Raw genomic sequence first — 14,065 nt, forward strand, 5'->3', positions numbered from 1 at the left:
GTTGGTGATCGGGGCGGGCGGGTTAGGGTCGCCGGCGGCATTATATCTTGCTGCCGCGGGTGTGGGGACAATCGGGCTGGCTGATCCCGATGTGGTCGACTTGAGCAATCTCCAGCGCCAGATCCTTCATTCGACGCCGGATTTAAATGTTCCTAAAGTTGAATCTGCCACCCGGAAATTGCTGGCGTTAAACCCGGATGTTGCCGTGGTTCCGCATCTTATCCGTTTTCAATCTGACAACGCGTCGGAGTTACTTAAGGACTATCAGATTGTTTTGGATGCCACGGACAACTTTGACTCGAAGTTTGTCATAGCAGCCGCCTGTCATCAATATCATAAGCCCTATATTCATGCGGGGATTCTGGCATTCCAGGGTCAGGTGATGACCGTTTTGCCCGGGCATACGGCCTGCTACCGCTGTGTCTTTGGGGATGCTCCGCCCCCAGTCGGGGTTCCCTCCGGGCCCATGGGGCCGGTTCCCGGCGTTATAGGCGCCATTCAGGCCATGGAGGCCATCAAATATCTTTTAAAAATCGGAGAGCTGCTTACAAATCGGCTATTAGTTTTCAATGCTCTCACGATGCGTTTTCGCGAAGTGGCCTTGGCGCGCAATCCGCGCTGTCCAATTTGTGCTGGCGATGGGAAGTAGTTGGGTCCTCAATATTCCTTAGCTCTCCCCCTCACCCCTGCTCATCACGATTTTACCCGTGCGAACCATTTCGATGATCTTGAACTTTGTAAGCATCCGGATGGCGTTATCAATCTTTTCCGTTTTACCTGTGAACATCAGGATCATGGAAGTTTCGCTCATATCCAGATTTTTGCCACCGAAGTGGTCGCCGATCTGAAGCACTTCGGCTCGCTCGGACGGGGTGATGGAGACCTTGATCATCGCCAGTTCCTTGATGACTGCATTATCACCGGTGTGGTCAACACAGCGCAGCACGTCAATCAGTTTGCTGACTTGTTTGATGATCTGCTCCAGCCCGTCCGGATTGCCACTGGCCCCGATGGTCATACGGGAGAACTTCCCGTCCATGGCGGGGGAGACGACCAGCGATTCAATGTTAAATCCACGCCGGGAAAAACATTGTGCAATCCGCGCCAGAACGCCGGGATTGTTGGCAACATACACGCTCAGGGTGTGGATTGTAGGGGGCTTGTTAAGAGAACTTAGTTTGGGACTCGTTACTGTTGTCATGATTATATCTCCAGATGAATAAGTTTGGAATCAGGTCGAGCCCGTGGGCTTCTCGAGTTTGGCTTTCGGAGCTTCCAGGATCATGTCCTCCACCGGGCGCCCGGCGGGCACCATCGGATATACGTTCTCGCTCTTAACGCACTCGACGTTAATCAGGCAGGGGCCATCATGATGATCCATTGCCCGTTTCAGAATCTTGCGAATGTCCGCCGGTCGCTTCAGGGTTAACCCCTTGGCACCCGGATAGGCGTCTGCAAGCTTGGCAAAGTCGGGGTTGCCCTCAAGGTTGACACCGCTTTCGCGGGACTCATAAAACAGTTCCTGCCATTGACGCACCATTCCCAGATAGTGATTGTTCAGAACCAGAATCTTGATGGGCAGCTTATGGATGCAGGCGGTGGCCAATTCGCATAGTGTCATCTGAAAGCCGCCATCACCCACGAGTGCCCAGACCTGCGACTGCGGTTTACCGAACTGGGCGCCAATGGCCGCCGGGAAACCGAAACCCATGGTGCCGGCCCCACCGGAACTCACCCACGTGTCAGGCTGGACAGTTTTAATGAACTGGGCCGCCCACATCTGGTGTTGTCCCACATCGGTGGTGACGATCGCATCCCGGGGGAGCATTTTATTCAGTTCGTCCATCACTTGCTGCATCTTCAGGCCGCCTTGCATTTTGTATTTCAGCGGGTAGTGCTTCTTGTACCCGTCCAAATGGCTCAGCCAGGCCTTGGTATCAAGGGGAATCACATGCTTGATCAACTCCTCCATCACTGCGCGGGCATCCCCCACGCAGTAATGGTGAACCTGAATCATCTTGTTAATCTCCGCCCAATCAATGTCGAGGTGGATGCGGATTGCGTTCTGGCAGAACGTCGAAGCCTTGCCGGTAATACGATCATCGTATCGTGACCCGATCGACATGATCAGATCGCATTCCTCCAGTGCCTTGTTGGCATAGGCTGTGCCATGCATTCCCAGCATGCCAAGCGATAAGGGGTGATCTTCAGGAAAGCCGCCTTTCCCGAGTAACGTGCTTGTCACCGGAGCCCCGAGTTTCTCCGCCAGGGCTTTCAGGGCAGGCGCCGCAGAAGAGATTAATACGCCATGTCCGCATAGAATCAGGGGGCGCGTGGATCGGCTTAGTGCGGCCGCTATCTCCTGCACCTGTTGCAGGTTGATGGCAGGGGGGGCTGCATATCCCGGTAGATCCATTTCGCAATCCAGTGGGGCCGTACAGGGGGCTGAACTGATGTCCTTCGGCACATCAATGATCACCGGACCAGGTCGGCCGGTCGTGGCAATATGAAAAGCCTCCTTCATGATGCGAGGGATGTCATTGGCGGATTTCACCAGATAAGAGTGTTTGACCACCGGCATGGTGAGGCCGAATACATCCGCTTCCTGGAACGCGTCTTTCCCGATCATGGGCGAAATCGTCTGTCCGGTGATGACGATCATTGGCACCGAGTCCATGTGCGCTGTCATGATGCCGGTGATAGTATTGGTTGCCCCCGGCCCGCTGGTGACTAACACCACGCCAGGCTTTCCTGTAGCGCGGGCATAGCCATCAGCCATGTGGGTGGCCCCTTGTTCGTGGCGGACCAGAATCATTTTAATTTTGGTTCTGGTGGTGATGAGTGCGTCAAAGATAGGAATGGCCGATCCCCCAGGGTATCCCCAAATGAATTCCACACCATTATTTTCAAGACATTTAATCAGCGCCTGCCCACCATCAATGGTCGCCAGTGTAGCGGAACTATCGCCGTTAGCTGTCTTTTTAGTGTTTTTTAGATAACTTGTCTTTGTTTTCATCGTATTACCTTTCAAATATTCAAAATTATTGAACACATTCTATGTTCGGCGTGCATTTGTGGCAAGAAATTAATTATTGCGATGTAACTATTGAGTCGATTTCATCATTATTTACCTAAAATTGAGAAATTAGAGGCACTTGCAAAACCTCCTGCGTCGGTTCTGCAAGCGCAGTGCTGTTGGATAAGACGGATGGGCTGCCAAAAGCATGCGCCGTCAATTGCGATCACATGCAAACAATTGCCAAAGTGAGGATAGGGTCACTCATTGCATCGCTTTCAACTACTCGTATGCGTGAAATCCGAGCCGCCATTTCGTTTGCCATCGCCCTGAATGAATAGGCACTCAAATCCTTCGTCGCTAACTTAATCGCTAACTTCGTCGGAGTAGATTTGGATCGTCCGTAGCGATGTAATAGAGATAGGTCCGGGGAAGGGATTGAGAATCGATAAAGTAGCGTTCGTAAATCGTGATTCTTGCTGTTAGGCGAGGATTTGGGAGTTACCTGGTAAGTTGTTATGTTTTCAACTTATTGTGGAGCTCGAACATTTCTTTGCCCAGTTGGGATATCTTGCATACAGAGTACCCGTCCAGGCCTGTATGAATCGTATCGTTCATGGGATCGGTCCATTTTGGCGGCAGTGCCTTATCGCCCAACATCATGCCCATGATCGAGCCGACCGTCGCGCCGTTGCAGTCGGTGTCAAAACAGGGCAGTACGGCCCGCGTGATGGCCTTCTCGTAATCCCCTCCGCCATAGAGCAGCCCCAACGCAACAATCTGTGCGTTCGAGATGGTGTGGCACCAGTCGTGCGCCCGGGTTTCGTCCCAGCGCCGGTGAATATGCTCCACCGCTTCGGCATAAGGGATATTCCCCGCATGCCAATTCAGCACGTCGTGAATGGCGGCGGCGAGCCGGCACTTCGCCGGAATTTCGCTGAGTCCGATTTCGATCACCTTTCGCACATCGGTTTCGCACGCGGCCGCTGCCAGCATGGCGGCCACCCACATTTCGCCGTAGATGCCGTTCTTCGTGTGTGAAATGGACGCATCCCGCCATGCCAGTTCGGCGGCCAGTTCGGGGCGGCCGATCGCCACATAGCCGAAGAAATCGGCGCGGATCTGGGCGCCGATCCATTCGCGGTAGGGATTCCGGACGCTGGCCGACCGCGGGGGCTCGATGTCCTGCACAAAATTCCGGTAGGCGACGCGCTCCGCCGTGCAGGTGTGCAGAATGGGAATGTTCGACATCCAGAAGTCTGCCATATCCGCCGGCGAAAAATCGATGCCCTTGGCCTTGACCAGCGCCAGGCCTGCGACGGTGTAATTGGTGTCGTCGTCCTCCGGCATGAAGGCTGTGCTTCGCCATCCATACTTCACCTGCAACTTGTCGCCCAGCCCGACTTCGCGGTAGTCGTCGTCGGACAACCCCGGCAGGCGCCAGATGTAGTCCGTGATTTCCCGGAGTCCGGACCGGTCCAGAAGTGCCCGCAACGCCGGGCGGCGGATTCCTTCAATTGGCTTACCCAGCAGGCACCCGGCGCAACGCCCCAGCCATGCACCTGAAATACGCGACAGGCTCGTTGCTTCGCTCAGGCTGAGAGACAGCGTGCGCGGGCCAGCCGGCCGCTGGGCCCGTATTCCCTCCAGATCGGATGGTTCGCTATAGGGATAGCCAGACTTGGTGGGGAGATGAATGGTCTGATCCAGTAAGACATTTACGGCTTCCTGGAACGTGGCGTCCTCCGGGACGTCGGCCCTGAGAAGACGTTCGAACTCCGCGTCAACGCCGCTCGTCTCGCGGCCCTCCTCAGCCAACTGCCGTTGTTCCGTTTTAACATCGTCCTTCTTCCACCATAACCAGATATGCCGCATAGGTTCACCTTTCTCAGCCCGCATCCTAATCTTAATCTTAATCGTAATCGTAATCTTAATCTTAATCCTTTTTCTGCAGCCCAATGCCAAGCAGGCAAGAGGAGATTACGATTATGATTACGATTACGATTACGAACAAATCCTTACCAAAAATCGATTGATTCAACGCGTAAGGCACTATGGAACTCCTTGCGCCCAGAGCGCGTAACAAACGCGTTTGCAATTAATGGGGCCAATCCATATCATGTCGTTAATGCATATATCTATGCCGAAAAGACCAACAACTGTGCATAAACAACCATCGAAGCCCATGCGGGTCGCATTTGCCCCTGTGTCGCTGCCTGCAGAGTTCCCTTTCTCGGGGGGAGCGGTGTCGCTACAGAAGGATGACCCCATCACGCTGCTGCACAGGCACGACTGCCTGGAGGTGGGGTACTGTTTTGACGGGAGCGGCGTGTTCATGATCGAGGACAAGGTGTTCCCTTTTTCCAGGGGCGACGTCTGTGTCATCAACGATACCGAGTTGCACCTGGCGCAGAGTGCGCCGGGGACCGTCAGCCGCTGGACGTGGATGATGATGGATCCGGTGAAGTTGGTGGGCGTGCTCCCCCATGGAGAGAGCGACATGCTGCGGATCGGTTCATTCTGCGGGCCTTCGTTTGTGAATTTGATGAACGCCCGCACGCAGCCGGAGATTGTAGAGGTGGCCCGGTGCATGGCTGATGAGGCCGCAGGCCGGAGATCCGGCTACCGTTCGGCGATTCGGGCGCTGGCCTGGCATCTGATGGTCCTGTTGCATCGCCTGCCAGCGGCGGGAAGGGTGGCAGACGGCGGGGAGCGTGGTGAAATCCGGCGCGTGGGGGCGGCCCTGGAACATCTGGCGCAGCATTATGCGGAGCCGCTGCCGATTCCCTCCCTGGCGGCGCTCTGCCACTCGAGCGCGACGAACTTCCGGCGCCTGTTCCGCAAGGCCACCGGACAATCGCCCCTTCAGTACCTCACGAACCTGCGGCTACAGATGGCTTCGACGATGTTGTCGGGAAGTGGCCGGACCATCCTTGACGTCTCCCAATCGGTCGGATTCGAGACGCTGTCGAGTTTCAACCGGCATTTTCGGCGTACCTTCGGCATGAGCCCGGGGGCCTGGAGGAATAAACGGGGACAGGAAGATAGTTAAAATGGAATAAACGGGGACAGGAAGATAGTTAAAATAGTTTACAATATAATAGTTACTAGATCCGTTATGGGTAATAGAGGATGGCCACAAGGTTGTCTTTTGAGAGGGAACCCATATGAGAACAGCACGGATAGTGGAATCTGGGGCGGCGTATTATCACATCATGTCGCGGGTAGTGGATCGGCGGATGGTGTTTGATGATGGCGAGAAGGAACGTTTCAGGAAGACGCTGCGGGCAGTAGCGGAATTTGCGGGGATCCGGATCATGACGTATGCCTGCCTTTCTAATCATTGGCATATTTTGATTTATGTTCCTGAGCGAGAGGAGGTTAGTGATGATGAACTGGGGCGAAGGTTGTCATTTCTCTATGACAAGACGATGGTAGAGAATCTGGCCTCGCAGCTAGCCTTCTTGAGAGCTGGCGGGCAGGATGAGGCGGCGGATAGCCGCAAGCGGGAATACACGTACCGGATGTACAATCTGGGCGAATTCGTCAAGACGCTTAAGCAGCGCATTAGTTTTTCCTATAATCGTCGGCATCACCGGAAGGGGACGTTGTGGGAGGAGCGGTTTAAAAGCATCCTGGTGGAAGGGACGCCCGGGACGTTGACGCGGATGGCGGCATACATTGATTTGAATGCGGTGAGAGCGGGGTTGGTGAAGGATCCGAAGGATTACCGGTATTGCGGGTATGGTGAGGCGATAGGTGGCTCGAAGCATTCGCGTGAAGGGCTGATGGGGGTGATGAGGGATGGGGAGGTGCCGGAGGATTGGGCGTCGGCAGCGGCCCGGTATCGGCAATTGCTATATGTTTCCGGTGAAGCGCAAGGGATTCGAGCGAATGGTCAGCCGGTGAAAAAGGGATTCAGCGCGGAGGCGGTAGATGCCGTGATCGCGCAGAAGGGCAGGCTGCCATTGAATGAAATCCTGCGGCGTCGGGTGCGGTATTTCACGGATGGGGCAATCATCGGAAGTAAAGTGTTTGTGGAAGACGCATTTGGGCGGCACCGGGCCCAGTTCAGTGCAAAGCGGGAAGCCGGAGCCAAACCGATGAAAGGTGGGGACTGGGGGGATTTGTTCACCGCCCGTCAGTTGCGAGTCGATGTTTTCGGTTTTCCAGTGACGCCGTAAGGAGAGGTGGACGATATTTCGGATGATTCCGGCAGGCGATTCAATCCTGCCGTCATCCGGTATTGTGTTGGGATGAGTGATTTGATGTACTGCAAGTAAGAATTCATCATTTCAGGAATCCTAACGGTATGAATTTACCGTGTTAATAAGGAAGGCCGTCGCCTAAATTAATTCTTAATGGATCAAGGGAGAGTAATGATGCGTGTAAACAACATATTTCCCGTCCCTGGATTTCTTTGCGGCGTCGGGTGCGGTATTTCACGGATGGGGCAATCATCGGAAGTAAAGTGTTTGTGGAAGACGCATTTGGGCGGCACCGGGCCCAGTTCAGTGCAAAGCGGGAAGCCGGAGCCAAACCGATGAAAGGTGGGGACTGGGGGGATTTGTTCACCGCCCGTCAGTTGCGAGTCGATGTTTTCGGTTTTCCAGTGACGCCGTAAGGAGAGGTGGACGATATTTCGGATGATTCCGGCAGGCGATTCAATCCTGCCGTCATCCGGTATTGTGTTGGGATGAGTGATTTGATGTACTGCAAGTAAGAATTCATCATTTCAGGAATCCTAACGGTATGAATTTACCGTGTTAATAAGGAAGGCCGTCGCCTAAATTAATTCTTAATGGATCAAGGGAGAGTAATGATGCGTGTAAACAACATATTTCCCGTCCCTGGATTTCTTTCTTCTCTCCGTGTCTCCGTGCTCTCTAGCCTGGTACTCCAGGCGGGTGGTCAATCTTGATTCCCGCTACTGTTAAGTGGCCGGATTAATAATCGGGTGACGACGACATCCCTTTACTGTTGCGACTGGCCAGTCGCATGCGGCATGCATTACGCAAGTGCAAGTTGCGTTTTTCCGTGATTAGTGCATTTATGGGTTGCGTTGATTGTTTGATGACGACGGCGACGACTACGGCTGACGAGGTGAGTTCCTTGTGTGGGGACTACGCCAGAGGATCCCAGACCCGGTCAAACCCGAAGTCCTGGAAATCGGTGCCATTGCGGGTCGCGAAGTCGGAGACCCCGTGATGCCTGAGCACAAGGGCCAGTCGTGCGTCGAACAAACGGCGGTAGGCGAATGACGGCGCGGCGGCGTGTTGCCAGACGTGGTCTCGGGCGCAAGCTCTTATCTTGATCCCCTCCTGAGCAGGGGCCAGGGGTGGGTTTGCAGGTGGGTGGCTCTTAAGTAAGCGCCACTCTTGTAGGTTCTTCCGGATTTCCTGTGTGTTTTTTCATTGGTCTCTATCAACATCGGCCCTCTGTTGACTCGATGAAGTCGGCCGTTTAAGGGTATCCGAGTAAGTGTTGCGGTTAAGAGTTCGACGAAGAGTGCGTTTAAGTGTGAGTCCACTCTTCCTCGTACCGGTCTTAACCGTACACTTCGTCGCCACCCTTACTCGGATACCCTTACCCGAACGACTTAGTCCTTCCCTCCCGACTGTCATTGAGTACCTATTCTTCAATCGGAAATCCCACGCTATTTCCGGAGGAACCTTCTTGTATGACCCCAGTTCCTCGCCCCTTAGCGGACGAATTCCGGCGGGACCGTCATGCGGTTCCGCCGGTACTGCTGCGGTGAATAGCCGGCCACCTTTCGGAACTGGCGCGAGAAGTAGAATTCATCGCGGAAGCCCGTGGCCGCGGCAACCTGTTTGACCTGCAGATCCGTGAACCAGAGCAGTTCCTCGGCCTTTTCCACCCGCAGCCGGACGAGCATCTCGATGGGCGGCAGGCCCATGACGCGCGCGAACTGGTTCGAGAAATAGGTCGGATGCAGGCGGGCCTGGCCCGCCAGGTCGGACAGGGTCAGCGGTCGCGCCAGGTTCTCGCGCATGAACGCGACCACGGGCTCGAAGCGCCGCATGGGGGCCAGGCGCGCCTCCTGGTCCGTTACCGGAACGGCCTCCAGGAAGCGGGCGAGGAGGTGCGTGGCGATGCCCTCGGCCTTCATGCGGCTCCCGATTCCCGGGTGCGCGGCCGCCTCCAGCATCTGGCGGAACAGCCCCCCGAAGGCCTCGCCGCGGCCCGGCGCGACCACGTAGGCCGGTTCGAACAGCGCGAAGAGGTCCAGGGCGCCGTTGACCAGCACTGTCACATGAACCCAGTCGAGGTGCATGCGGTTGGGGCAGGCGTAGTGCGACTCGGTGCGGGATGGGATCAGGTAGAGCGGCCCCGGCACGAGGCTGAAGGTCCGGCCGTGGTGCTCGACGACGCCCCGTCCGCTGGAGACGTGGTAGAGCCTGGCGAATGGGCTGTTCATATGGCGATAGTTCCATCTCCGGTCGTAGGCGATGCTGGCGCCTTCGATCAGCGAAACCCTTATATTCAAGGGAAAACTCATCGCCACCTCGCTTCCGTCAGTTCCGGCGGCACCCGGCCATGCTGTAAATAATTCATGCAAAACTGTATCGGCTTCATGGATCGCATACAAGAATAATGGTAATTTGTCAAAAACTAAGCACAAGGGGAGGATCGATCATGAAGGCACAATACAGGGTTGCGGTGATGTTGGTATTGGTGATCTGCGGGTGGGCAGGCATGCTGCGAGCTGCCCTGCTTCAGCCGGGCGACACGATTGCCGGAGGGGCGGCGACGACGACGCAAGGAACCCTATTCAACACCGGCGCACAGGTTGTTGATGGACTCAGTGCCTTCGGTTTCACAGGAGAATGGTTCCCAGGTGATAACGGTTGGGTGACGATTGATCTCGGGCGCGCTTTTCGCCTGAGTGATGTCAATGTGTTGAATTCGGACAACGGGGGCGGGGGTAACCTGCGCGCCACAAGCAATTTCACGTTCAAGGTTTCCACAACCGGTGCCTTTGCCGGCGAGGAATCAACCTTCGCCTCGGGCGTGCTGCAACCTAAGGCAAGCGGCTGGTTGGATATTTCCTTGCCAGCCTTTGGCGACTCCGCGAACTCCAACCTGGTGGTCCGCTATCTTCGATTTACCTGTGTGAATCACGTTGGTGCAGGACCTGGCCTGGCGGAAGTTCTGGTGAACGGGGTGCCGGATCGCGGCACAGGCGCCCTGGAGACGACGAATCGTATTCCCGGTGTTGTCAAGGCAAAGGCCTATACCCGGACGGCGTATTTGTCGGACACCGCTCCCGCATCCTGGACGCTGCGCCAGATTACGACGAACAGTGCTTCTGTCCTGCAATCGTCCGGGAAGACAGTAACCAGCACACCGTTTTATCCAGGGTATCCGGGCGCGAACTTGGTGGATGGCAATGTATCTAGCTATCTGTTCTTGCGGTTCAGTGGTGTGAACGAGAATTATCTCGCGCCCGACCAGACTGACGGCAACGCAACCATTGACCTTGGCTCGGAGATGCTTGTGGATAGGATAGACTTGGTAAACAGTGCTCAAGCTGATCGCACGACTTCAAACTTCGCGGTGCGCGTCAGTAATGACTCCACGTTTGCGTCGGGAAAGGACACTGAAGTGTGGCGGACAAACTTTGTCGCGGTTGGCCAGTCTCTCACCAACGTCTTGGCCCAGCCTGCGCTCGGTCGCTATGTCCAGTTTGTCGCGCTCCGCCGTATGAACGCGTATCCCTGTGGCTTGGGTGAAATGCGTGTGTACGGTCGCACCTGTACTTCGGCAACGCTGGCCAGCGGGACAAGCCAGGTGGGAGACAGTTCGACCTCCGGCTCGATTGCGCTCGGCACGCCCTTGTCGGTCGGATCGTATCTCTTGGCCTTGGATGTCACCAGCAGCGGTGGCTGGTCGTCCTCGACTTTGTCCACGGTGGAGATTCTCCCGGCGCGGGGCTCTCTGCTTCTGATTAAGTGAGCCTGCCTGGACCAGATCTCGATGCGGTCAATAACGGGTGGCAGGCAGTATGAGGGGGTAAACATGAAAACACATTTAGGCCGGTGGTGGGTGGCGGGCGTGTGGATGCTGGTGGGTGTATCCGCGCAGGCTGCCTACATAGATCATCATTTCGATGCGGATCCATTTACCAATGGCGCCAAGTTTGTGACGGCGGTACAGCAGTGGCAGGCATCCGATGCGGGCGTCATGGTGGTGAATACGAAATCTGTATCGCCCGCCAACTCCGTCCTGGTGCCCGCGCAATCCGCCTTGACGAATGCCGTCGCGGTGACGAATGCGGGAGTGGTGTGGACGGATCTCAGGATCACGCCGTTTCTCGGGGTGGCGCCGGATTTGAGCGCCACCAATGGCTCCTCCATCGTGCAATACTTCGGGGCGGACGGGTATCTCGTGGTATGGACCAACGGGGGCTGGCTGACCTGTAGCAATGACGTCTGGGGCCAGCCGGTGGCGAAGGTCACCACCAATGCTTTCGCGGCCATTTCCGTTTATCAGAATTATACCGCCCAGAATGCCGCGATCCTGGTCAACGACCAGGTGGTGGTCCAGGATCTTCCCTTTTTGGGGAGTTTTGCGAATTACGGCACCTTCGAGTATGAAGGGGCGGATGGCAATGCCTGGCTGGATGATGTCCGGATCCAGGCAATGTATGACACGGGGCGGCACTTCACTAACAGCAATGGCGTGGACGGAATCGATGCGGCCGAACTTGAAAGTTACGGCTATGTGGCGCGTACCCAGTATGTGGGCAGTGGTTCCGGCTATCCCCGTTATAACACCATCCAGGCGGCCCTGAACGCCTGGCGGGCACGGGATTCACTCTATGTCTATTCCGGGCAGTATGCGGAGAATGTGACGGTTTACAGCAATGTGACGTTTGGCGGGCAAAGTTTCACCAACAGCGGGAGCCTGACCATCGCGGCGGGTGCGGTCGTGGCATTCCAGAACGCGACGGTCTGGAGCAATATCACCATTGGCGCAAATTCGCAGGTGGTGTTCAGTCAACCACTTCAGTGCAGTAATCTCACGGTGAGTGCGGGTGCCACTGTGACCTTCGGCGGATCCGTCACTGTTGGTTCAGCCACGGTCCTGGGTTCCGTACTGGTCACGGGCGCCAGTACCGTGACCGTGGCGACGGTCCTCAGTGTGCCGAACAGCGGGAGCGGCCACCTTGACTTCTCAGGCGGGCGGCTTCTCGTGACCTCGGCGGGGGTTGACATGAGCGGAACCTTCAGCATTACCAACACCTGGGGCACGCAGGCGACGGCGGGATTGGATTTCGTGGATGACTTCGAACTCTATGCGCACAACAGCCCGGTGGCCAATCTGGGATTCCGGGGGTGGGGCGCATCGAGCGCGGCGGTGCTGGTCAAGACCAACCAGGGTGTGGGCGGCTCAAGAGGCGTGGTTCTCCCCGATGGCGCCGTGGTCTCCAATCGCATTAACAGCGCTAGCCAGAAGAAGGTTTGGACGGATTATGAGATTCGTCCGACATGGGGCCTTGCCCCAACGGGCCTTGATACGAATTCCTATACGTTTATGGCGTATGTCGGGACAAACGGATTTCTGAATGTCTGGAATGCAGGGAGTTGGACGGTTTGCAGTAACTACCTGGATGGCAACGGACCCGTAACCGCGATGGCCACTGATTCCTACACCCGCGTCTCGGTATTCCTGAACTATGACAGTCATCTTGCGGCCGTGTATATCGGCGGCAACTTGGTTCTTCAGCAGGTACCGTTCCCCGCCGGCGGGGCGATTTCCAATTATAACAGTTTCGAGGGCGATAGTCTGGATGGAAGCCTGGCGCTCGACAACATCCGGATCACCACCGGCATCCCGTCCGGGTTGTCGCGGGCGGAGGAGATCCAGATCAACGATGCGTTGATGCCATTGGGGAGCGTATTTAAGATCCGGTAGGGATGTGTCTTATTCGTAATCGTAATCTTAATCGTAATCGTAATCTTCTCCGGCCTGCTTGCATGGGCCTGAAGAAAATGGATTACGATTATGATTACGATTACGATTATGATTTGGTTCCGGCTATGCCGGGTTAGGATTTGACGAAGGGGATAAGAGGGGTTCTCTTAGTCGCGAACTTCATTGCGGGCTTTGTCGGGATTGATGACGACAAGGTCTGTGATGGGGTTCGTGACTTTTTTTGGGGCTCTTGAGAAAGCGAAAAGGGATAAACAAGAATGGCGCGCCCTCTTCTCCCTCTCCCCTTGAGGGAGAGGGTGGGGGTGAGGGGTGTCAGGAGTCTGGAGGAGAAATTCCTGGACGCAACGGGCAGGCTGACAGGCTATTGATGAGCGAGCAAGGGACCGGAAACCCCTCACCCTAGCCCTCTCCCTCAAGGGGAGAGGGAATGGCCAAAGGCGACAGTTTGTCTGTGCCCAGTTCGTCTCGCGCATGCGCTACGGCCTGGCACGCGAGAGCGGAATACGAGTAGTGAGCACGGAAATCGTCCACCAATCTCGTCGCCGCTATCGTCGACCGGATGGGGCGAAACAGGAAAGATGAATCGGTTAACGAGAACGGCGACGAGAGCGGATTACGAGTATTCTACTCGTCCACCAATCTCGTCGCCGTAGTCGTCCACCGAATGAACAGAAGAAAGGTTCGAAAATATGCCTGGAAAAAGAATTGTATTGGCCGCGGCTGCGGCTGTGGTGGGAATCGGTTGTGCGGCGTTGATGTTGGGGGGGTGTCAAACGCTTGTTGATCAGCCGGCGGCGGCCACAATTGATTTCAAGCTACAGGAACCCGGCCGGGTCTCGCTGGCGGTGTACGATGCAGGCGGGCGCCAGGTCCGCACCCTGTTCAATGCCGACCCGCAGGAGAAAGGCCGGCACGCGGTGTCCTGGGATGGCCTCGATCGTGACGGCAAACCGTTGCCTGCGGGTGAGTACACCTGGAAACTGCTGGAGTCACAGGGGTTGCAGGCGGAATACCTGATGGCGCTGGGCACCAGCACCGGCCTGAACCACTGGCCGGGACAGCACAACGGGCCTGTCAGCATCGCCTGCG

Annotated in this window: 12 protein-coding genes and 1 pseudogene; 8 read left to right on the forward strand and 5 right to left on the reverse strand. The window is 56.1% G+C overall.

Going from position 1 to position 14,065, the window contains the following annotated elements; all coding sequences use genetic code 11:
• A partial coding sequence (locus WCI03_13725; GenBank protein ID MEI8140912.1) for a HesA/MoeB/ThiF family protein occupies positions 1 to 649 on the forward strand: 649 nt, incomplete at its 5' end.
• 18 nt (positions 650 to 667) lie between these two features.
• On the opposite strand, the gene ilvN is transcribed toward WCI03_13725, so the two are convergent.
• The 3 genes from ilvN to WCI03_13740 form a co-directional block, all read right to left on the reverse strand.
• The gene (ilvN, locus tag WCI03_13730) at positions 668 to 1,201 is read right to left on the reverse strand and encodes an acetolactate synthase small subunit (protein MEI8140913.1); all 534 of its coding nucleotides are present in this window, start codon (positions 1,199 to 1,201) and stop codon (positions 668 to 670) included.
• Between the two features lie 30 nt (positions 1,202 to 1,231).
• On the reverse strand, positions 1,232 to 3,016 hold the full coding sequence (gene ilvB / locus WCI03_13735) for a biosynthetic-type acetolactate synthase large subunit (GenBank protein MEI8140914.1): 1,785 nt from the start codon (positions 3,014 to 3,016) through the stop codon (positions 1,232 to 1,234).
• Between the two features lie 516 nt (positions 3,017 to 3,532).
• Positions 3,533 to 4,975: an ADP-ribosylglycohydrolase family protein gene (locus WCI03_13740; GenBank protein MEI8140915.1), complete on the reverse strand. Its 1,443-nt coding sequence runs from the start codon at positions 4,973 to 4,975 to the stop codon at positions 3,533 to 3,535.
• A gap of 181 nt (positions 4,976 to 5,156) precedes the next feature.
• On the opposite strand from WCI03_13740, the gene WCI03_13745 reads away from it, so the two are divergent.
• The 3 genes from WCI03_13745 (at position 5,157) to WCI03_13755 (ending at position 7,640) form a co-directional block, all read left to right on the forward strand.
• Positions 5,157 to 6,068, forward strand: coding sequence for an AraC family transcriptional regulator (locus tag WCI03_13745; GenBank protein MEI8140916.1), 912 nt, complete (start codon positions 5,157 to 5,159; stop codon positions 6,066 to 6,068).
• A 115-nt stretch (positions 6,069 to 6,183) separates the two neighbouring features.
• The gene (locus tag WCI03_13750) at positions 6,184 to 7,200 is read left to right on the forward strand and encodes a transposase (GenBank protein MEI8140917.1); all 1,017 of its coding nucleotides are present in this window, start codon (positions 6,184 to 6,186) and stop codon (positions 7,198 to 7,200) included.
• Between the two features lie 293 nt (positions 7,201 to 7,493).
• Complete coding sequence (locus tag WCI03_13755) at positions 7,494 to 7,640, forward strand: hypothetical protein (protein MEI8140918.1); 147 nt, start codon at positions 7,494 to 7,496, stop codon at positions 7,638 to 7,640.
• 499 nt (positions 7,641 to 8,139) lie between these two features.
• Here WCI03_13755 and WCI03_13760 read toward each other — a convergent pair.
• Positions 8,140 to 8,301 (reverse strand): annotated as a pseudogene (locus WCI03_13760) (VapC toxin family PIN domain ribonuclease).
• Between the two features lie 416 nt (positions 8,302 to 8,717).
• Entirely contained in the window at positions 8,718 to 9,536 is an 819-nt protein-coding gene (locus tag WCI03_13765) for an AraC family transcriptional regulator (protein ID MEI8140919.1), read from the reverse strand.
• 137 nt (positions 9,537 to 9,673) lie between these two features.
• Here WCI03_13765 and WCI03_13770 point away from each other — a divergent pair, with 137 nt between their 5' ends.
• From WCI03_13770 to WCI03_13785, 4 genes are all read left to right on the forward strand, one after another.
• On the forward strand, positions 9,674 to 10,993 hold the full coding sequence (locus WCI03_13770; GenBank protein ID MEI8140920.1) for a discoidin domain-containing protein: 1,320 nt from the start codon (positions 9,674 to 9,676) through the stop codon (positions 10,991 to 10,993).
• A 63-nt stretch (positions 10,994 to 11,056) separates the two neighbouring features.
• Positions 11,057 to 12,955, forward strand: coding sequence for a hypothetical protein (locus tag WCI03_13775; GenBank protein MEI8140921.1), 1,899 nt, complete (start codon positions 11,057 to 11,059; stop codon positions 12,953 to 12,955).
• Positions 12,956 to 12,957: 2 nt separating this feature from the next.
• On the forward strand, positions 12,958 to 13,092 hold the full coding sequence (locus tag WCI03_13780; GenBank protein ID MEI8140922.1) for a hypothetical protein: 135 nt from the start codon (positions 12,958 to 12,960) through the stop codon (positions 13,090 to 13,092).
• Between the two features lie 573 nt (positions 13,093 to 13,665).
• The coding region (locus tag WCI03_13785; protein MEI8140923.1) for a FlgD immunoglobulin-like domain containing protein at positions 13,666 to 14,065 on the forward strand (400 nt) is incomplete at its 3' end.

It is taken from the genome of bacterium (assembly GCA_037143175.1).
In the GTDB taxonomy this organism is placed as follows: Bacteria; Verrucomicrobiota; Kiritimatiellia; order CAIKKV01; family CAITUY01; genus JAABPW01.

Bases quoted from the DNA above. Each gene is read 5' to 3' on its own strand.
- WCI03_13780 (MEI8140922.1), top strand. From the start codon at position 12,958: ATGTGTCTTATTCGTAATCGTAATCTTAATCGTAATCGTAATCTTCTC.
- ilvN (MEI8140913.1), bottom strand. From the start codon at position 1,201: ATGACAACAGTAACGAGTCCCAAACTAAGTTCTCTTAACAAGCCCCCT.
- WCI03_13745 (MEI8140916.1), top strand. From the start codon at position 5,157: ATGCCGAAAAGACCAACAACTGTGCATAAACAACCATCGAAGCCCATG.
- WCI03_13750 (MEI8140917.1), top strand. From the start codon at position 6,184: ATGAGAACAGCACGGATAGTGGAATCTGGGGCGGCGTATTATCACATC.
- WCI03_13775 (MEI8140921.1), top strand. From the start codon at position 11,057: ATGAAAACACATTTAGGCCGGTGGTGGGTGGCGGGCGTGTGGATGCTG.
- ilvB (MEI8140914.1), bottom strand. From the start codon at position 3,016: ATGAAAACAAAGACAAGTTATCTAAAAAACACTAAAAAGACAGCTAAC.
- WCI03_13765 (MEI8140919.1), bottom strand. From the start codon at position 9,536: ATGAGTTTTCCCTTGAATATAAGGGTTTCGCTGATCGAAGGCGCCAGC.
- WCI03_13770 (MEI8140920.1), top strand. From the start codon at position 9,674: ATGAAGGCACAATACAGGGTTGCGGTGATGTTGGTATTGGTGATCTGC.